Genomic DNA, 19010 nt, shown 5'->3' on the forward strand with positions numbered 1-19010 from the left:
TCGCTGTTACCGCTCTACTCGTTGTTACCGCTCTACTCGTTGTTACCGCTCTACTCGTTGTTACCGCTCTACTCGTTGTTACCGCTCTACTCGTTGTTACCGCTCTACTCGCTGTTACCGCTCTACTCGTTGTTATCGCTCTATTCGTTGTTATCGCTCTATTCGTTGTTATCCCTTTATTATTTTTAAAAGCCACACAAACAAAAACCCGCCTTTCGGCGGGTTGTTGTGCGAACACTGCATCTTTATTCTGTATCGGTAACTATTACTTAGTTGCCAATTTTTCACGGATACGTGCAGACTTACCTGAACGCTCACGTAAATAGTACAGTTTAGCACGACGTACACGACCGCGACGCTTAACTTCGATGCTAGCAATTAGCGGGCTGTGCGTCTGGAAAGCACGCTCAACACCTTCGCCATTAGAGATTTTACGTACTGTGAATGCTGAATGCAGACCACGGTTACGCTTAGCAATTACCAAACCTTCAAAAGCCTGAAGACGTTCTTTTTCGCCTTCTTTAACACGTACTTGAACTACTACTGTATCACCAGCACCAAAATCAGGCACATCTGTTTTCATTTGCTCATCGTTGAGCATTTTAATGATGTTGTTCATAATTACTCCATCCTAGTAATAACTGAGCGTTGACTATGCGGACTTGTCCGTTTCATTCACGAACTGCGCTAATAAAGTCGTTTGTTCGTCAGTCAGAGCTAGATTTTCAAATAATTCTGGTCGTCTCAAAAAAGTTCTTCCGATACTTTGTTGTAAACGCCAGAGTCTAATTTTTTCGTGGTCACCGCTTAGCAGCACTGCGGGTACGTCAAGACCATCCAATTGTTCAGGGCGTGTATAATGAGGACAATCCAGTAAACCATCAGAGAAAGAATCTTGCTCTGCTGACGCTTGCTTGCCTAGTACACCAGGTACTAAACGAGCCACTGAATCGATTAAAGTCATTGCCGGTAACTCACCACCCGAAAGTACGTAATCACCGATAGACCATTCTTCATCAACTTCTGTTTGAATTATGCGCTCATCAACACCTTCGTATCGACCACACACTAAAATCAAACACTCTGATTTAGCTAACTCAGTAACGCCATGCTGATCCAGCTTGCGTCCCTGAGGAGATAGATAAATCACTTTTGCCCTATCACCTGCAGCTGCTTTAGCTGCATGGATAGCATCACGCAGAGGTTGCACCATCATTAACATACCGGGCCCACCACCATAAGGTCGGTCGTCCACAGTATTATGTCTATCATGGGTGAAATCTCGAGGATTCCACGTTTGCACCTCTAGCAGGCCGTTTTTCACGGCTCGACCCGTAACCCCAAAGTCTGTAACAGCACGAAACATCTCTGGAAACAGGGTGATTACCCCTAACCACATATGTTGTACCTCGACTTAGAAGTCAGGATCCCAATCCACTAAAATCTGTTTCCCTTGCAAGTCCACCTGTTTGATGAACTGCTCAGGGACAAAGGGGATCATACGTTCCGCTTTGCCGAAGGCATCTTTGGCATTAGCTTTAATCAGCAGCACGTCGTTTGATCCTGTTTCCACGATCTGATCAACAATACCCATGTTATAGCCGTTTATATTGGTCACTTCGCAGCCGATAAGATCACGATGATAGAATTCACTATCATCCAAATCTTTCATTTGCTCAGGCATGATCGCAATTTCACAATTTGTGAGCATTTGCGCATGTTCTCTGGTAGCGACACCTTCTAGTTCAGCCACTACAGCTTTACCTTGAAAACGCCACTGAGCGACCTTAACTTCACGCCAAACGCCTTGTTCTTTTATAAGCCAAGGCGAATAATCGAAAATACCTTCAACAGAATCGGTATAGGAAGTGATTTTTAGCCAACCTTTAATACCATGACTGGAACCTAACTTACCCAGTACAACTAGCTCTTGGTTACTACTCATCTATCTATACCTTATACGCAATTAAGCAACAGCTTTACGCGCGTCTTTAATCAGTTTTGCAACACGCTCAGATGTTGCAGCGCCAGTAGCAACCCAGTGCTCAACACGATCAAGATCTAAACGTAAAGTTTCTTCTTGGCCACGAGCCAATGGATTGAAAAAACCTACACGTTCGATGAAACGACCGTCACGAGCATTGCGGCTATCAGCAACAACGATATTGTAAAATGGACGCTTTTTTGCGCCGCCACGAGCTAAACGAATGGTAACCATGCGTTTTATTCCTCTAATGATTTGCTAGAAGCAAAAATAAAAACTGGAACTCCGTGTTCGCGAAGAGTCCCAGAAAGAAAGCCGGAAGATTTTACCTGACTTTTGAACTATTGCAACCAAATCTGATGATTTTTAGCTCACCCATTTTGTTGCAATAAAGTCAAAAATATAACCTAACCAACTGATTGAATTTAAAAATTACTAGTTTTGCTCTTGAAAGATGCTGTTATTATCTACCAGGAAACTTCATTCCTGGTGGTAACATTCCGCCCATTCCGCGCATCATCTTCTTCATTCCACCCTTGCCAGACATCTTTTTCATCATTTTCTGCATTTGGGTAAATTGCTTCAATAAGCGGTTTACATCTTGAATTTGGGTACCAGAACCGCCAGCGATTCTACGTTTACGAGATCCTTTAATCAAATCTGGATTCTTACGTTCTTTAGACGTCATTGAATTAATAATGGCTTCCATTTGTCCGGTCATTTTACCGTCTTGAACCTGAGCCAATGCTTCTGGTGGTAATTGTCCCACACCAGGAAGCTTCTCAAGCATGTTCATCATTCCGCCCATGTTTTTCATTTGCTGTAATTGCTCACGAAAATCTTCTAGGTCGAAACTGCCGCCAGATTTAACTTTTGAAGCCAGCTTCATCGCTTTGTCTTTATCGACGCCACGTTCAACTTCTTCAATTAAAGACAACACATCACCCATTCCGAGAATACGCGAAGCAATACGGTCTGGATGGAAAGGTTCTAGAGCATCGGTTTTCTCACCAACACCTAAAAATTTAATCGGTTTACCTGTGATACTGCGAATCGATAACGCAGCACCACCGCGAGCATCACCATCAACTTTGGTTAAGATAACACCCGTCAAAGGTAAAGCTTCATTGAATGCTTTAGCCGTATTGGCGGCGTCTTGCCCCGTCATCGCATCAACAACAAATAACGTTTCTACCGGATTGACAGTTGCATGCAGCTGTTTGATTTCATCCATCATGGCTTCATCAACGTGCAGGCGACCTGCTGTATCGACAATCACCACATCAATGAATTTTAATTTTGCATAGTTTATTGCTGCTTTAGCAATATCAACAGGCTTTTGGCTCACGTCAGACGGAAAGAATTCAACCTCGACTTCTGTAGCCAATGTCTCAAGTTGCTTAATCGCTGCTGGACGGTATACGTCAGCACTAACAACAAGGACTGATTTTTTATGACGAGTGCGTAAAAACTTACCTAATTTGGCTACCGAGGTTGTTTTACCCGCGCCTTGAAGACCCGCCATCATGATCACGGCTGGAGGTATTGCCGCTAGGTCGAGGGCTTCATTCGCCTCACCCATGGCTTTTTCAAGCTCATTTTGGACAATTTTAATAAACGCTTGCCCTGGGCTTAAGCTTTTTGACACCTCTTGACCCACAGCGCGTTCTTTTACGCTGTTAACGAAGTCTCTAACAACAGGTAAAGCTACATCCGCCTCAAGCAGCGCCATACGCACTTCACGCAGGGTTTCTTTAATGTTGTCTTCTGTTAAGCGACCACGGCCACTAATGTTTTTTAGTGTGCGTGAAAGTCTGTCAGATAAATTTTCAAACATTGAGCGGCTCTTTTAAGCATATCGATAATTGTGCCCATTATACCCAAGCCACTCTAAATTACGATACTTGCAACACGAAGAACTTAAACACTGGCTCATTTTGAGTAAATAAACTGTAGCTAAAGGCAGGAAACTGTTAAATTTTGGGTCTTAGGTCACTGCCCTATTAGGCCCTGATCATGTTAATCTAATAAAATAATGAAAATGTGATGCTTTGATAGTATTGTTCAACACTCACAGCGCAGTTTTTCAGCATTAATTACTATGATAGGTTGAGTCTCAATGGTTATTTTTTCAGCGGCAGCCATGCTGTTTTATTGTTTAGCTTTGGTTTTAGTAACAAGCCGACTTTTTCATGTTGAAGGGCCTAACCGTAAGGCCGTTATGGTGGCTTCTGGTATTGCCGTCATCATGCACGGTTTTGCGCTTTCGAATGCAGTGTTTACCGTAGATGGACAAAACTTTAGTTTAACCAACGTGATTTCATTGGTTAACTGGATTATTGCATTAACGTTCACTATCACAATGCCTCGACTTAAAGTCATCATTGTTGTTCCCGTTGTGTATGCCTGCTCAATTTTATCAGTAGCACTTCTATGGTTAGTGCCACCGCAGTTTATTACTCACTTTGAAATACACCCTGAGCTCCTAGCGCATGTAGTATTATCACTTATGGCGTATAGCGCCTTGATGATAGCGGCTATGTATGCCATTCAGCTGTTGTTTATCCAGAATAAACTGAAGAAAAAACAGATGATGATGAGCCCTGCTATGCCACCATTAATGACGGTTGAAAAGCAACTTTATCACCTCATCATAATTGGTTTTATCTTACTTAGTTTATCGCTGGTAACAGGATTTGTATTTTTAGATGATATGTTTGGCGACGGTAAAGGCCATAAAGCGATATTGTCCATAATCGCTTGGGTGGTTTACGCCGTGATGTTGTGGCAGCAATATACAGTTGGCTGTAGAATCCGTACCGCAGTGATTTATAGCTTATCGGGTGCAGGCTTACTATCGCTAGCTTATTTTGGCGCTAGAGTTGTTAAAGAATTGATATTAAACTGATTTTAATATTTCTACACTGAATAAGCTTTTCTATTCTGTTGAAAAATAACCAAGATTACTTGACACTAACGGCCAATAATAAATAATGGCCGTTAAATTTATGACAATTTGGCCAATAGGCCAATTTCACACCACTTCATGGGGCCCCTTTTTTGGACGCTATATCTACCAGCGCACTCCTTATTTTTCTTTTGGTTTTAATCGTGATTTCTGCTTATTTTTCTGGTTCAGAAACCGCAATGATGAGCCTCAACCGATACCGCTTACGACATCTTGCGTCCAATGACCACAAAGGTGCCCAGCGTGCCTTAAAGTTATTAGATCGCCCAGATCGACTCATTGGTTTGATTCTCATCGGCAATAACCTGGTTAACATTCTTGCCTCAGCAATTGCGACTATTATCGGTATGCGCTTATTTGGTGATATGGGTGTAGCTATTGCTACCGGTGTTCTGACTATTGTGGTGTTAGTGTTTGCAGAAGTCACACCAAAAACGTTTGCGGCTTTGCACCCTGAACGTATTGCATTCCCGTCGAGTATTTTATTAGGTTGGTTATTAATCTTGCTGTCGCCATTAGTGAAAGCAATCAACTTAATTACCTCCATGTTTTTACGTTTGATGGGTATTAAAACAGTTAAAACAAGTGATGCGTTAAGCCAAGAAGAACTGCGTACCGTTGTGCATGAAGCTGGAGCACTGATCCCACAGCGTCACCAAGAAATGTTATTGTCGATTTTAGATTTAGAAAAAGTCACCGTCGAAGACATTATGATTTCGCGTTCAGATATTTATGCGATTAACGTCAATGACGACTTTAAATTGATAAATAAGCAAGTGATTCAAAGTCCGCATACTCGAGTATTAGTCTATCGCGATAACATCGATGATGCAGTCGGGTTTATCCACTTACGCGATGCATTACGCTTACAATCTAAAGAGCAATTCAGCAAGTCGTCATTATTACGGGCTGTTAAGGAGTTATACTTTATTCCTGAAGGCACACCACTAAACGTTCAATTGACTAATTTCCAGCAAAATAAAGAACGTATAGGCTTGGTTGTTGATGAGTATGGTGATATTCAGGGGTTAGTCACACTCGAAGATATTCTAGAAGAGATTGTCGGTGACTTCACTACCTCGATGCTGACCACAGCAAGTGAAGACATTAATATTCAACAAGATGGTAGTTTCTTAATTGATGCCACGATTAACATTCGTGACCTTAATAAAGAAATGAAATGGAATCTTCCGATTGATGGCCCTAAAACCTTAAATGGCCTTATCATTGAATTTCTGGAAGATATTCCTGCAGCAAACACCAGCTTACGCATTGTTGATTATCAAATAGAAGTTATCGATGTTGCGGATAATATGATTAAAACAGTCAGAGTTTTACCCAGTAATTTAACGTTAATTGATGATAACGAATAGATTTTTACACTTAAAAAAGGCGCTGCAAGCGCCTTTTTTATTGCCATGAATTCGTCATTCATTACAACGCACGACGTTTAGCCTCTAAAGCACGGCGTTTATCACGTGCGATTGGGGTAATTTCTGCGGCTAAGTCTTTCTCCAAACCCAATATAAAATACAACTCTGCCATCAAAAAGAATGGCCCAATCAGAAGCTGATTGAGATCATCCATAAAAGCAGGTTTAGCCTTTTCATATTTATGGCCAATAAACTGAATAACCCAGCCAATAACAAAAATACTAATGGCAATGATAAAGGGATGTGAAGTATGAACAACAAGCTCAGTGGTATATAACACCGGCAGAATGAACAATACTAATCCAAGTGCCAGGCGCATATGAAGTGCCATATAGTAGCCCAATACCACAACAGCTAATATCATCGCAGCACTCACTTGATAATCCTGCCATGCAAAGCGAAGTGTCCCCAGCATCAAAAAAGCCGACCAGATAATCATTGGAACACCGACAAAATGCGTCTTTATGTTTTGTGGGTTTAAATGCACACTTTTATAAGTTGAAAGTTGTTCTACTGCCGATTTCATTTTTGATTCTCTCTAGTTAACCTCAGATCAAAGGAAGGAATGAGGTAGCTAAACTGGTATCAGGACATTCGATCTAATTCATATTTAACGGATCATTGTTGCTTACTATCCGTATTGATTTACCAATAATAATCTAGTGTGATGTCGTGGTATTAGTATAGAAAAAGACTGTTTGATGTCAGTTATCATCTCGTTCTGAGATGAGTTGTTGTTATCTTGTTAATCTACCCCACTTGCGGCAATTTTAAAAGCTCACAAAAAAAGGCGCTAATGCGCCTTTAATACATAGCTTAATATGATTCACATCAACTTTCTAACACCACAGTGGCTACAGCATAATGTTTTTCATCTGCAATACTGATAAAACCATGCTTGCCCGCTAATTGTTCCAGCCGTGCTAGCGCGCCATCGGTAAAACGTACCTGGGGTGCACCATTAGCATCATTGTCGATATGGATATGTTGAAACGACACACCTCGGCCAATTCCTGTGCCTAAGGCTTTTGCTGCAGCTTCTTTGGCGGCAAAACGTTTAGCTAAAAATCGCTCAGGCTGTTTTGATTGCATGTAAGTAGCAAGCTCAGGTTCTGTCAGTACTCGCCTAGCTAATCTGTCTCCTAGGCGCTCTCGCTGCTCACTGATGCGAGCAATCTCAACAATGTCTGTTCCGATCCCTACAATCGCCATTATTCGCCTCTGCGGCCTTCAAGCATCAGTTTCTTCATGTCTCGTACTGCAGTGTCTAAACCATCAATAGCGGCTCGAGCAATTACAGCATGACCAATATTAAGCTCATAAAGCTCAGGAATAGCCGCGATAGCCTTAACATTGTGATAATGCAATCCGTGGCCAGCATTAACCACTAAACCTTTACTGTGTGCATATTGTGCCATTTCAGTAATACGAACTAATTCATCTGCCTGTTCTGCATCGGTGATGGCATCAGCATAACAACCCGTGTGGATCTCAATATATGGTGCGCCAGATAACACTGCGGCATCAATTTGAGTTTTATCAGCATCAATAAACAATGACACTTTAATACCTTCTGCAGCCAAACGAGTGACGGCTGAGCGGATTTTGTCTAACTGACCTGCGACATCAAGACCGCCTTCCGTAGTTAGCTCTTCACGCTTCTCGGGGACTAAACACGCATACGCTGGTTTTATATCACAGGCGATAGCGATCATTTCTTCTGTTACAGCAAACTCGAAGTTCATTCTGGTCTTCAATGTTTTTGCCAATAAATACACATCACGATCTTGAATATGGCGACGGTCTTCACGTAAATGTATCGTGATACCATCGGCACCAGCATGCTCTGCTACAGCGGCGGCGTGCACGGGATCAGGATAATGAGTACCGCGAGCCTGACGCAATGTCGCGATATGATCGATGTTAATGCCTAATAGTATTCCGCTCACATCGAGCTCCTTAAGATAATAAATAACACAATGAGGCACATGATAACCAAAGTTATGCACTAATTTACAAGTGTTTGGCCCATGTGTTGGGTTTAAAAAATATTATATGCTAATCCGCTTTGTTACTGAATAACTGCCTACTTAATAACGGCTTATTACCTAACAATGGTGTGAGTAAATAACGCATTAACCCTTTGGCTTGATTAAACTGTTCAGGTTGCAGGTTTTGTGATGCCAATGCTAGCAACATTGCTCCAGATAAGCAGCCTTTGCCATGAGAAAAAGGGCTTTCTTGAGTTGTTGCTACAGGGATAAAACCACTCTCGGCAATAAACCGATAGTGACAACGGTTATCTAACGAGTCACCTTGGGTGTCATAAGCAAGAGACGGCAATGCACCTAACTCGAGTAACAATGCCATTTCAAAATAACGCAGGTGGCTTGAACAAAACTGTTTCGCTAACGCCAGTAGCGCACGATGATAATCGAGAAAGAGACCTTCAGCTTGGTGATCTACCGATAATAGGCGAACCAATATTTCGTTTAAGTAAAAACCAGAATAAAGACTATTACCGCTCAACGGCATAGCAGGTGCAGCGGATTCAATTTGGGTAATATTTTTCAACCCTAAATTTCTGGCTTCGGACTTGGCACTAAATTGGATAATTAGCGGTTGAAAAGGTTGTAAGATACTTTTAATTGACCGTTTACCAGAACCGACTCGAGTAATGGCATCAACACGTCCAACACCCTCTACTAGCAAATTAACGATCACGCTCGATTCACGAAATTGTCGATGATGAAGCACATAGCCACGTTTCATAGTGGCCATGCCTATAAATACATAATCAGTAACGCTAAAGCCAATTTAGCTTTCGCCATAGCCTAAACTTCTCAATGCACGTTCATCATCAGCCCAACCGGATTTCACTTTCACCCACACTTCAAGAAATACTTTATTCTCAAATAAGGTTTCCATGTCTAGACGAGATTGCGTTGCAATGGTTCGAATTCGCTCACCTTTATTGCCAATTACCATACGTTTTTGGCCTTCACGTTCAACCAGAATTAACGCATTAATTTGATAAACGCCATTTTCCATCATTTTAAACTGTTCAATCTCAACCGTTGCGTCGTAAGGAAGTTCATCCCCAAGGAAGCGCATCAGTTTTTCACGGACAATTTCAGATGCCATAAAGCGTTGTGAGCGATCGGTCACGTAATCTTCAGGGAAATAAAATGGGGCTTCAGGTAATGATTCACGTGCCATATCCAAAATGCGCTGCACATTGGTGCCTTTACTGGCTGATATTGGCAAAATCTCATCAAAATCAAACTTTTTAGCCAATTCAGTTAAATAAGGGAACAATGATTCCTTATCTTTAATGTTATCAACTTTGTTAATAGCTAAAATGATTTTTCGATCATCATTACGATGTTGAATTTTTTGGAGCACCATCTCATCATCGGCAGTCCACGTCATACCATCAACAACAAAAATAACCATAGCAACATCAGCTAATGAACTGGCAGCTGCACGGTTCATCAAACGGTTTATCGCACGCTTTTCTTCAATGTGCAGACCTGGGGTATCAATAAATATAATCTGACTTGGGCCATCTGTATGAATACCCATGATACGGTGACGAGTTGTTTGCGGTTTTTTTGAGGTAATACTCACCTTTTGACCAAGTAACTTGTTCAAAAGTGTTGATTTACCCACATTGGGACGACCGACAATAGCCACCATGCCACAATAAGTTACATCGTATTTGGCTGTGGCGGTTGGTGCTGCTTGGTTCATCCTTGCCAGCAGTTCATCTAAGCTAGGCTCTTGGTTATCACCTGCTGGCAAGTCTGTTTTTTTGGTCATTTATTCAGTAGCTCCAATACCTGAGCAGCGGCAAGCTGTTCAGCTTTTCTTCTTGAACTTGCCACACCAGTGACAACTTTATCTAATTCACTAATTTTACATTCTACGGTGAAGGTTTGATCATGGGCTTCACCTTCTACTGCAACAACTTGGTAATCAGGCAATGGCTTTTTAAAACCTTGCAGGTATTCTTGCAATATTGTCTTCGGATCTTTTTGATTAATACCCGGTTTAATCTCAGCTAAACGCTCTTGATACCATGATAATAATAGCTTTCGGCACACTTCAATATCAGCATCAAGATAGACAGCACCAATAATAGCCTCTACAGCATCAGCTAAAATAGATTCGCGTCTAAAGCCACCACTTTTGAGTTCACCAGGGCCTAAATACAAATAATCACCTAGCTTGAACTCTTTAGCGATGATTGTCAGCGTGTCACCTTTGACTAAAGTGGCGCGCATACGGCTTAAATCACCTTCAGTCGCCTTTGGGAACTGATGATATAAGGCATCTGAAATGGCTATCGATAAAATCGAATCACCTAAAAACTCTAAACGCTCATTATGTTTATTTGCTGCGCTACGATGTGTTAAGGCCTGAATAAGTAATTCAATATTATTGAACTCATAACCTAAAGTACGGCACAAACGCGGCAAATTTTTAATGGGTTCCATCAATGTATTCCACCTACTCTATCAAAACGTACACCGGTCGGTACCCATGTTGGTAACACATCACTCGGCTTACGATCAAATTCAAAACTAATCCAAATTGCAACGGCTTTACCGACAAGATTATCTTCCGGTACAAAACCCCAAAAACGACTGTCGGTACTGTTATCGCGATTATCACCCATGGCAAAGTACATACCTTTTGGCACGACAAACTCACCAGCAGGAAGACCTGCTTGAGGATAAAAATGCTGTCTAAAATCAGGGCGCGTTGGATTAATTAAAATATCGTGCTCAACATCGCCTAATTGCTCACTCAAACGAATTAATGGCACGTCATTTTGGCTAAACTCACCGCGATTAATCTCTACATGTTCAATAGTATGAGCAGCAGGACAGTCAGTTTCATTAGTACACGCTTCTTGGATCATCAGTTGTTTATTACGATAAAATATCTTGTCACCTGGTAAACCAACTACTCGCTTTATGTAGTCAATTTTTGGATTTTCAGGATATTTAAATACAAATACATCTCCGCGCTCAGGTTCACCGGTTTCAACCAGCTTGTTGCGCCATACAGGATCGCGTAATCCGTAACTGAATTTTTCAACTAATATGAAATCACCAACCAAGAGTGTCGGCATCATCGAACCTGATGGGATTTGAAATGGTTCGTAAATAAACGAGCGTAAAATCATCACAAAAGCGATAACCGGAAAAATTGAATGTGCAGTTTCAACTAACACAGGCTCACGGATGATTTTATCTATCGCATCTGCACTTAACTTGGCTGAGTTAGCTTGTGCTGTTAATAAGCTTTCGCGGCGTTTAGGCGCAAAAAATACCACATCAATTAACCAAATAAGCCCACTGACTAAGGTTACGAGCACTAAAATGAGCGAAAAATAGGCTGCCATTACTGATTTATCTCCTGCTGGGTGTGTTGGATCCATATAGCTTGAGCAAAGGCTCAGAATAACTCAATCCAGTATGGTGATTAACGAATAAACATTCACCCAGTTGAGTGTTACAAAATATATAGTAAAAGTAACGATAACGCCGCAATACGCGGCGTTTAGTGTCTGTTGATCTTTCAAGGTTGTTTTTGCTGCGAATTGTTGGTCATTTATACAAGGCAGAGGCTTTGTAGTGTAGTTATTCTACATAAAAAGCCGATAACGCAGTAAAAATGGCCAACAAACGCTGCCCGAAGGGTTCGGCTAAAAACGTTTTACTCTTTGTTGAGTGATTCTTTGTGAATCAAGTGGTGCTTAGATTACTAGGCAGCAATCCACTCGCCTCGATTAAAACGTTTTTATCTCGAACAAAATTTAACCAGCAAAGATCAACAGGCACTAACAAACTAAAACGATTAATTATAATTAATCGTTAAGTTTCAATACCGCTAAGAATGCCTCTTGTGGCACTTCAACGTTACCGACTTGCTTCATGCGTTTTTTACCTTCTTTCTGCTTGTTAAGTAGTTTCTTCTTACGTGAAACGTCACCACCATAACACTTAGCGGTTACATCTTTACGTAATGCTTTAATACTTGAACGAGCAATAATCTGACTACCAACAGCAGCCTGAATAGCAATATCAAACATTTGGCGAGGGATCAGTTCTTTCATCTTTTCAACCAATGCCAAACCACGATGACGAATATTACTGCGGTGAATAATCATCGCTAATGCATCAACTCTGTCGCCATTGATTAGAATGTCCAATCGCACCATATCTGCAGGATCAAAACGGATAAAGTTATACTCTAATGATGCATAACCCCGACTCGTTGACTTAAGACGGTCAAAGAAATCCATTACCACTTCAGCCATCGGCAAATGATAAGTCACGGCCACTTGGTTACCGTGATAAACCATATTGGTTTGCGAGCCACGCTTTTCAATACACAAGGTAATCACGTTACCTAAGTATTCTTTTGGCACTAATATATTGGCTTCAACAATCGGTTCACGAATTTCTTCGATATTATTTAGCGCTGGTAAGCCCGATGGGTTATCAACGTAAATCGTTTCACCATTGTTCATGATAACTTCGTACACCACTGTGGGTGCCGTCGTAATCAAATCCAAATTATATTCGCGCTCTAAACGCTCCTGAACAATCTCCATGTGGAGAAGGCCGAGATAACCAATACGGAAACCAAAACCTAACGCTGATGACGTTTCTGGTTCGAAGAACAGTGATGCATCATTCAAACTTAATTTATTTAACGCATCACGGAAGCTTTCATATTCATCGGTAGAAATCGGGAATACACCAGCATAAACCTGAGGCTTAACACGTTTAAAACCTGGTAGCGGTTTGTCTGCGCCATGTTTTGCATGAGTTAAGGTATCGCCTACTGGCGCACCGTGAATTTCTTTAATACCAGAAATAACATAACCCACTTCACCAGCACGAAGCTCTGTTTTATCTTTTTCTTTTGGTGTAAAAATACCAACGCGATCCGCGTTATAGTTCTGTCCAGTAGACATCACTTTAAATTTTTCACCTTTTTTAAGAATACCATTCTTAATACGTACTAAAGACACAACACCAAGGTATGCATCAAACCACGAGTCAATAATCAACGCTTGTAAAGGCGCAGATTCATCACCCACTGGAGGAGGAATTTTCGCAATAATTTCCTCTAGTACTAAATCAACACCAACACCTGTCTTTGCTGAACAACGCACAGCATCCATGGCATCAATGCCAACAATGTCTTCAATCTCTGCTGCAACACGGTCTGGTTCAGCCTGAGGTAGGTCGATTTTATTTAATACAGGAACTACGTCTAAATTCATTTCTAGTGCGGTATAGCAGTTTGCTAATGTCTGAGCTTCTACGCCTTGACCAGCATCAACTACTAATAGTGCACCTTCACATGCGGCCAAAGAACGTGATACTTCATAAGAGAAGTCAACGTGGCCGGGTGTATCAATGAAGTTGAGTAGATAAGTGTTACCATCTTTGGCATGGTAATCTAAGGTGACACTTTGGGCTTTAATCGTAATGCCACGCTCACGTTCTAGATCCATTGAATCTAAAACCTGTGCAGCCATTTCACGGTCAGTTAAGCCGCCACATACCTGAATCAGGCGATCGGATAAAGTTGATTTACCATGGTCGATATGGGCAATAATCGAGAAGTTTCTAATGTGTTTCATTATGCTGCAATGACTACTACTAAAATGATGAAAATTAAGGTGGCAAATTGTACCTGATTGGGGGGGTAATACCAATCAGATTAAACAATAGTATCCATTTTGGGGCGATTATTGACCATTACAGGAGGTTTTCGAGTGCATGAACACACATTTTTAGGTTTAAAGAGATGGTTCAACATGTTACACGGCATCATAATCCATCAGTATAAATGTGGAAAATACTCACTAATGACTCGCACTAATAATGCCCACTTCTTGGCCTAAATAGGCAATGATCACTGGTGTGGCGTGAGCCTCAAGTTCAGTGGCAAAGTGTTTACCAATAAACCAAGCAACCAATGCTCCTAATGCACCAAAAGCCATAGCAAAACCATTCGTACTTAATCCTATGCCAGCGGCCAGCATATGCCCTATCATTGCAGATAAAAATAACCCTATTAACGGCAATAAATACACTAATGCCGCCGCTTTAATGATAACGCTTTCAGGTAAGCCGATTTTAAGCAAATCACCGCTATGGCAAGGTTTTTCACTCGGTAATGAAAACCGTTGTGTATGAACCGAAAAAGCTTTAGCTATCGTCGACGTGCCACAATTCTCACTGCTGGCACAATGGTTACATGCACTTTTTAATTCTACCTCAACGGTTACCCAGCCCTGTTGATAATCAACCACGCGGGCAATTTCTTCCATCATAGTGGATGTAGATGACTCGGACATGTGGCTTTTCATTTAATCAGCTCAAACCATAAATTAGAAGGCAATTTTAGCACAATGCAACTCATTGGCTAAGCAAGTTTACCGCTAAGCTATATCATTTCTAATTTGCCACTAAAAACACGAAAGCCGTGACACAAAATATTGTTGTCACGGCTTTCGTGTTAATGAACACTGTTTATTTTAACACTAAACTATTGGCTATCTTGTCTAATGTTTCAGAAGGAACCTTACCAATAGCAACAACTTCAAGCGTACCTACCTTAACGACTACCATGGATAAACCATTACGAATAAGCAGTTCATTGGGCATTGGATTTTCTCCAGCTCGCGCGACATAAACAGAAATATTGGCTAATCCATCCGTTAACGCCACATATTCAACGGGCTCGTGAATACCGATCAAACGGTGATGATCGCGAACAACCACATCAAATCCTTCTGGTAACCAAGTAAATTGCCAGTTTTTACCATCGGTGCGTTCCGCTTGGTTCATCACTGCAGGCCATTCTTGCTTTGCAGCTTCAATTAAAATGTTCGCAGGTTCGGTTAATTCAATCAGCTCAATTACCATGGTTTGTTCAAGTAATTGTTTTTCTTTATTGAGAGAGTCAAAACGTAATGGCAAATAAGTGTCCATATCAATCCACACTTGAGCGTCATAACGATTGTCATCATTGGCGAGTAAACGGATCATTTGACCTGGACGTCCAGCAATACGCCCTCGACCGCCAATAACAAACTGATAGCCTTTTTCGAGCTGACTTAAATCTCCCGCTAAAGCTGCTGGCCAAATTCCCTGAATACGAGGAGCGACAACACTGTAAGCCGGTTGGTCATGTTCTATGAACGTAACTGTATTACCCACTCGCACTGCATTTTTAGGAGGGCCATTAAGGTATTCAAGTAATGCGACTTCTTTATTATCGACAATGCCATGAATGTAAACAAGCGGACGGATATGGTCGGCTTGTAGCTGAATAATAGAGGTTTTGTATTGCTTATCGTGCATTGCTTGGCTCATATTCTTAAGCCAAGCTTTAGCAGATAAATCATCTTCAGCGTGTGTTGGAAAGGTTAACACTAACAGTGCTAGCAGGATAATGCGCAAGCTAACTCCTAACATGGTAAGACAAGATTCTGCCGACGGATTATGGGTTTACCGCTGCATCTTGCACGCTATTATCATCAACAGCAACACCTGGGTTTAAGCGTTGTTGTAACATGTGATCTTGGATATAAGCATTAATACGGCGACGCTGTTCTATAACTTGCTCATTAGAATAGCTTTGTTGATTTTGTACTGCACCAGTCTGATAGCTGACGGGGGACACACTGCCCACTAATGGACGAGTCATTAATACCGGTAACGGTGACTCAGCATCATTGGTTTGATTGTAGTTTTGTACCCCAACAATAGCCACCATAGCAACTGTTGCTGCAATAGCATATTGGCCAAACTGTTTGAAAAATGGCACCACGTTTGAACCCACTGCAACTTGCTGTGGAGTGCTAACTTTCTCAGCTAACTCACTTTGTTTGGCTTGAGGCATAATAATTGTCGGTTCAAGCTCAATTGCTGCAGTGATGCTAGCGAAAAGGTCTAAGTCAATGGCTGCCGGCAGCTCGCCGCGCATTGCATCGCCTATCATGTGATAGCGTTGCCACTCATCATGTGAATCAACGTCGGCAGAAAGCTGCGCCAATGTTTTATCATCGGCTTCACCATCAACTGCTGCAGATACCCACTCTTGACTTGATTTAAGCATTATTCACCTATCTAAGGTTAAGACTGTTACTTTTCCAGCAAAGGCTGGAGCTGTTTGTCGATTGCTTCTCGAGCACGAAAGATACGCGATCTTACTGTGCCAACAGGGCAATCCATTATATTAGCAATATCTTCATAACTCATACCTTCTAGCTCTCTGAGTGATATTGCCATTTTTAATTCTTCAGGCAGAGTATCGAGCGTATCGAAGATCACTTTACTCATTTGATCTTTCATTAATAACCGCTCTGGTGATGCAAACTCTTTTAACGCATCACTGCCTTCATAATATTCTGCATCTTCTATATCGACATCGTTTGCAGGTGCTCTGCGCCCTTGCGATGTAAGATGGTTTTTTGCGGTGTTTACCGCAATACGATACAACCAAGTATAAAATGCACTTTCACCACGAAAATTTGCTAATGCTCTATACGCTTTAATAAAGGCTTCTTGTGTCACATCCGCAACATCCGCTTGATTGCGAACATATCTGGAAATCAAACTCATCACTTTATTTTGATACTTCAGCACTAACAGGTTAAATGCATTTTTATCGCCTTGCTGTACTCGTTCAACTAATTGTTGATCACTATATTGTCCACTCATCCGAGCCGACTACTCCTAAATCTGTAATGCTGATTTCTCAGTCGCTCGAATCCTGTTCATATAAGTAGACCTACTGATATGAAGAAAGTTCGATATTGAATTAAAAAAAATTAATTTATTTTACATATAAACAAAATATCTAAGCAAAATCACAATAAAATACGCTGTAAAAGTACCCTGTCTCGGTTATTTGATTTACTATGATCAAACCACAAAGCCACACCATGATACCTGATGAAACAAGCAGTTGAACACCAATCTGACATTTTGGTCATCGGCAGCGGTGCTGCAGGACTAACTTTAGCACTACATCTTGCTGAAAAATCAAAAGTAATTCTTCTTTCTAAAGGCCCATTATCAGAAGGGTCAACATTATATGCTCAAGGTGGAATCGCCTCTGTTTTTGATGAAGGCGACACAATTGAGTCCCACGTCAACGATACCTTAATCGCTGGCGCCGGATTATGCGATAAATCAGTTGTGACATACACCGCAGAAAATGCAAAAAGCGCAATGCAATGGTTAATTAATTGTGGTGTGGCATTTGATAAAGAAGAAACCTTAGCTGGAGTCGATAATAGTACAGCCCCTTATCACTTAACTCGTGAAGGTGGGCATAGCCATCGTCGTATTCTGCATTCTGCCGATGCAACTGGTAAAGCGGTGCAAACCACTTTGCAAGAACGTGCAATCGCTCACCCAAACATACAAGTACTTGAACGTTACAATGCGATTGATTTAATCACCACTCGTAAATTGCATCGACCGGGTAACCGTGTACTTGGTGCTTATGTGTGGAATCGCGATGAGGAACATGTAGAAACCGTAAGAGCCAAGTTTGTTGCACTAGCAACAGGTGGCAGCTCAAAAGTTTACCAATACACCTCTAATCCTGATATAGCCAGTGGCGACGGTATTGCAATGGCATGGCGTGCAGGTTGTCGTATTGCCAATATGGAATTTAATCAATTCCATCCAACGTGTTTATTTCACCCTAATGCCAGAAACTTCCTATTAACTGAAGCATTACGCGGTGAAGGTGCTTATTTACGTCGTCCAGATGGCAGCCGTTTTATGCCCGACTTCGACGAAAGAGCAGAACTCGCTCCTCGCGATATTGTTGCTCGCGCCATTGATTATGAAATGAAACGTTTGGGTGCCGATTGTGTCTATTTAGACATCAGCCATAAACCTGCTGATTTTATCATTAAACACTTTCCAACCATTTATCAGCGTTGTCTTGAGTTGGGCATTGATATCACCAAAGACCCTATTCCAGCGGTTCCAGCAGCGCACTACACATGTGGTGGTGTGATGACGGACCTTCATGGTCAAACCGATATTAATGGCTTATATGCTATTGGTGAAGTGGCTTACACAGGCTTACATGGCGCTAATAGACTCGCGAGCAATTCACTACTCGAGTGTTTAGTATTTGCCCGTGCAGCTTCACAAGATATCGAAGGTCTGTTGCATAAAATTCCGATGCCTTGCCCGATACCAGTATGGGATGAGAGTAAAGTCACTAACTCTGATGAAGAAGTCGTCATCGCCCATAATTGGCACGAACTACGACTCTTTATGTGGGATTATGTGGGCATTGTCAGAACAGATAAACGATTAGAGCGAGCACTTCGAAGATGCTTAATGCTTCAACAAGAGATTGAAGAATATTATTCAAACTTCCGTGTCAGCAATAATTTATTAGAGCTACGTAACTTGGTACAAGTTGCAGAATTGATTATTCGGTGTGCAATGGAACGTAAAGAAAGTCGAGGGCTTCATTATAATATTGATTATCCTGAACAAATTGACAATCCTAAACCAACCATTTTACAACCCAACCGTTAACCCCTGCTAATGTG

At 41.5% G+C, this 19010-nt stretch carries 20 protein-coding genes; 3 read left to right on the plus strand and 17 right to left on the minus strand.

Annotated features, from left to right (window positions below; all coding sequences use genetic code 11):
* Positions 1-265: 265 nt before the first annotated feature.
* From rplS to ffh, 5 genes are all read right to left on the minus strand, one after another.
* A complete protein-coding gene (gene rplS, locus SFRI_RS15080) occupies positions 266-619 on the minus strand; it encodes a 50S ribosomal protein L19 (RefSeq protein ID WP_011638365.1) in 354 nt (117 codons plus the stop codon).
* 33 nt (positions 620-652) lie between these two features.
* Complete coding sequence (gene trmD, locus SFRI_RS15085; protein WP_011638366.1) at positions 653-1399, minus strand: tRNA (guanosine(37)-N1)-methyltransferase TrmD; 747 nt, start codon at positions 1397-1399, stop codon at positions 653-655.
* Between the two features lie 15 nt (positions 1400-1414).
* A complete protein-coding gene (rimM, locus tag SFRI_RS15090; protein WP_011638367.1) occupies positions 1415-1945 on the minus strand; it encodes a ribosome maturation factor RimM in 531 nt (176 codons plus the stop codon).
* A gap of 21 nt (positions 1946-1966) precedes the next feature.
* Complete coding sequence (gene rpsP, locus SFRI_RS15095; RefSeq protein ID WP_011638368.1) at positions 1967-2218, minus strand: 30S ribosomal protein S16; 252 nt, start codon at positions 2216-2218, stop codon at positions 1967-1969.
* 229 nt (positions 2219-2447) lie between these two features.
* On the minus strand, positions 2448-3821 hold the full coding sequence (gene ffh / locus SFRI_RS15100) for a signal recognition particle protein (protein ID WP_011638369.1): 1374 nt from the start codon (positions 3819-3821) through the stop codon (positions 2448-2450).
* A gap of 282 nt (positions 3822-4103) precedes the next feature.
* Between ffh and SFRI_RS15105 the strand changes: the two genes are divergently transcribed.
* Positions 4104-4892, plus strand: a complete 789-nt coding sequence (locus tag SFRI_RS15105; RefSeq protein ID WP_011638370.1) for a cytochrome C assembly family protein — start codon at positions 4104-4106, stop codon at positions 4890-4892.
* 152 nt (positions 4893-5044) lie between these two features.
* Positions 5045-6325 carry an HlyC/CorC family transporter gene (locus SFRI_RS15110; RefSeq protein WP_011638371.1) on the plus strand — a complete coding sequence of 427 codons (1281 nt, stop codon included), beginning with the start codon at positions 5045-5047 and terminating at the stop codon, positions 6323-6325.
* 61 nt (positions 6326-6386) lie between these two features.
* Here the strand turns inward: SFRI_RS15110 and SFRI_RS15115 are convergent, their stop codons facing one another.
* The 12 genes from SFRI_RS15115 to rpoE form a co-directional block, all read right to left on the minus strand.
* Positions 6387-6911 (minus strand): Mpo1 family 2-hydroxy fatty acid dioxygenase, encoded by a 525-nt coding sequence (locus SFRI_RS15115; protein ID WP_011638372.1) that lies wholly within the window; start codon positions 6909-6911, stop codon positions 6387-6389.
* A 305-nt stretch (positions 6912-7216) separates the two neighbouring features.
* Complete coding sequence (gene acpS / locus SFRI_RS15120) at positions 7217-7597, minus strand: holo-ACP synthase (RefSeq protein WP_011638373.1); 381 nt, start codon at positions 7595-7597, stop codon at positions 7217-7219.
* Positions 7597-8334 (minus strand): pyridoxine 5'-phosphate synthase, encoded by a 738-nt coding sequence (pdxJ, locus tag SFRI_RS15125; protein ID WP_041413155.1) that lies wholly within the window; start codon positions 8332-8334, stop codon positions 7597-7599. The genes acpS and pdxJ overlap by 1 nt, the downstream gene beginning before the upstream one ends.
* 109 nt (positions 8335-8443) lie before the next feature.
* A complete protein-coding gene (recO, locus tag SFRI_RS15130) occupies positions 8444-9157 on the minus strand; it encodes a DNA repair protein RecO (protein ID WP_041413156.1) in 714 nt (237 codons plus the stop codon).
* A 45-nt stretch (positions 9158-9202) separates the two neighbouring features.
* Positions 9203-10207, minus strand: a complete 1005-nt coding sequence (gene era / locus SFRI_RS15135; RefSeq protein ID WP_011638376.1) for a GTPase Era — start codon at positions 10205-10207, stop codon at positions 9203-9205.
* Entirely contained in the window at positions 10204-10884 is a 681-nt protein-coding gene (rnc, locus tag SFRI_RS15140; RefSeq protein WP_011638377.1) for a ribonuclease III, read from the minus strand. Before rnc ends, era begins: the two co-directional genes overlap by 4 nt.
* Entirely contained in the window at positions 10884-11798 is a 915-nt protein-coding gene (lepB, locus tag SFRI_RS15145) for a signal peptidase I (RefSeq protein ID WP_011638378.1), read from the minus strand. Before lepB ends, rnc begins: the two co-directional genes overlap by 1 nt.
* A 465-nt stretch (positions 11799-12263) precedes the next feature.
* Complete coding sequence (gene lepA, locus SFRI_RS15150; RefSeq protein WP_011638379.1) at positions 12264-14054, minus strand: translation elongation factor 4; 1791 nt, start codon at positions 14052-14054, stop codon at positions 12264-12266.
* A gap of 225 nt (positions 14055-14279) precedes the next feature.
* Positions 14280-14750 carry a SoxR reducing system RseC family protein gene (locus SFRI_RS15155; RefSeq protein WP_041413158.1) on the minus strand — a complete coding sequence of 157 codons (471 nt, stop codon included), beginning with the start codon at positions 14748-14750 and terminating at the stop codon, positions 14280-14282.
* A 199-nt stretch (positions 14751-14949) separates the two neighbouring features.
* On the minus strand, positions 14950-15882 hold the full coding sequence (locus tag SFRI_RS15160) for a MucB/RseB C-terminal domain-containing protein (RefSeq protein WP_041413160.1): 933 nt from the start codon (positions 15880-15882) through the stop codon (positions 14950-14952).
* A gap of 40 nt (positions 15883-15922) precedes the next feature.
* Positions 15923-16540, minus strand: coding sequence for a sigma-E factor negative regulatory protein (locus tag SFRI_RS15165; RefSeq protein ID WP_011638382.1), 618 nt, complete (start codon positions 16538-16540; stop codon positions 15923-15925).
* Positions 16541-16566: 26 nt separating this feature from the next.
* On the minus strand, positions 16567-17145 hold the full coding sequence (gene rpoE / locus SFRI_RS15170) for an RNA polymerase sigma factor RpoE (protein WP_011638383.1): 579 nt from the start codon (positions 17143-17145) through the stop codon (positions 16567-16569).
* A gap of 234 nt (positions 17146-17379) precedes the next feature.
* Here rpoE and nadB point away from each other — a divergent pair, with 234 nt between their 5' ends.
* On the plus strand, positions 17380-18996 hold the full coding sequence (nadB, locus tag SFRI_RS15175; protein ID WP_011638384.1) for an L-aspartate oxidase: 1617 nt from the start codon (positions 17380-17382) through the stop codon (positions 18994-18996).
* Positions 18997-19010: the final 14 nt, after the last annotated feature.

It is taken from the genome of Shewanella frigidimarina NCIMB 400 (assembly GCF_000014705.1).
GTDB lineage: Bacteria > Pseudomonadota > Gammaproteobacteria > Enterobacterales > Shewanellaceae > Shewanella > Shewanella frigidimarina.

Bases quoted from the DNA above. Each gene is read 5' to 3' on its own strand.
- rplS (WP_011638365.1), bottom strand. From the start codon at position 619: ATGAACAACATCATTAAAATGCTCAACGATGAGCAAATGAAAACAGAT.
- trmD (WP_011638366.1), bottom strand. From the start codon at position 1,399: ATGTGGTTAGGGGTAATCACCCTGTTTCCAGAGATGTTTCGTGCTGTT.
- rimM (WP_011638367.1), bottom strand. From the start codon at position 1,945: ATGAGTAGTAACCAAGAGCTAGTTGTACTGGGTAAGTTAGGTTCCAGT.
- rpsP (WP_011638368.1), bottom strand. From the start codon at position 2,218: ATGGTTACCATTCGTTTAGCTCGTGGCGGCGCAAAAAAGCGTCCATTT.
- ffh (WP_011638369.1), bottom strand. From the start codon at position 3,821: ATGTTTGAAAATTTATCTGACAGACTTTCACGCACACTAAAAAACATT.
- SFRI_RS15105 (WP_011638370.1), top strand. From the start codon at position 4,104: ATGGTTATTTTTTCAGCGGCAGCCATGCTGTTTTATTGTTTAGCTTTG.
- SFRI_RS15115 (WP_011638372.1), bottom strand. From the start codon at position 6,911: ATGAAATCGGCAGTAGAACAACTTTCAACTTATAAAAGTGTGCATTTA.
- acpS (WP_011638373.1), bottom strand. From the start codon at position 7,597: ATGGCGATTGTAGGGATCGGAACAGACATTGTTGAGATTGCTCGCATC.
- recO (WP_041413156.1), bottom strand. From the start codon at position 9,157: ATGAAACGTGGCTATGTGCTTCATCATCGACAATTTCGTGAATCGAGC.
- era (WP_011638376.1), bottom strand. From the start codon at position 10,207: ATGACCAAAAAAACAGACTTGCCAGCAGGTGATAACCAAGAGCCTAGC.
- rnc (WP_011638377.1), bottom strand. From the start codon at position 10,884: ATGGAACCCATTAAAAATTTGCCGCGTTTGTGCCGTACTTTAGGTTAT.
- lepB (WP_011638378.1), bottom strand. From the start codon at position 11,798: ATGGCAGCCTATTTTTCGCTCATTTTAGTGCTCGTAACCTTAGTCAGT.
- lepA (WP_011638379.1), bottom strand. From the start codon at position 14,054: ATGAAACACATTAGAAACTTCTCGATTATTGCCCATATCGACCATGGT.
- SFRI_RS15155 (WP_041413158.1), bottom strand. From the start codon at position 14,750: ATGATGGAAGAAATTGCCCGCGTGGTTGATTATCAACAGGGCTGGGTA.
- SFRI_RS15165 (WP_011638382.1), bottom strand. From the start codon at position 16,540: ATGCTTAAATCAAGTCAAGAGTGGGTATCTGCAGCAGTTGATGGTGAA.
- rpoE (WP_011638383.1), bottom strand. From the start codon at position 17,145: ATGAGTGGACAATATAGTGATCAACAATTAGTTGAACGAGTACAGCAA.
- nadB (WP_011638384.1), top strand. From the start codon at position 17,380: ATGAAACAAGCAGTTGAACACCAATCTGACATTTTGGTCATCGGCAGC.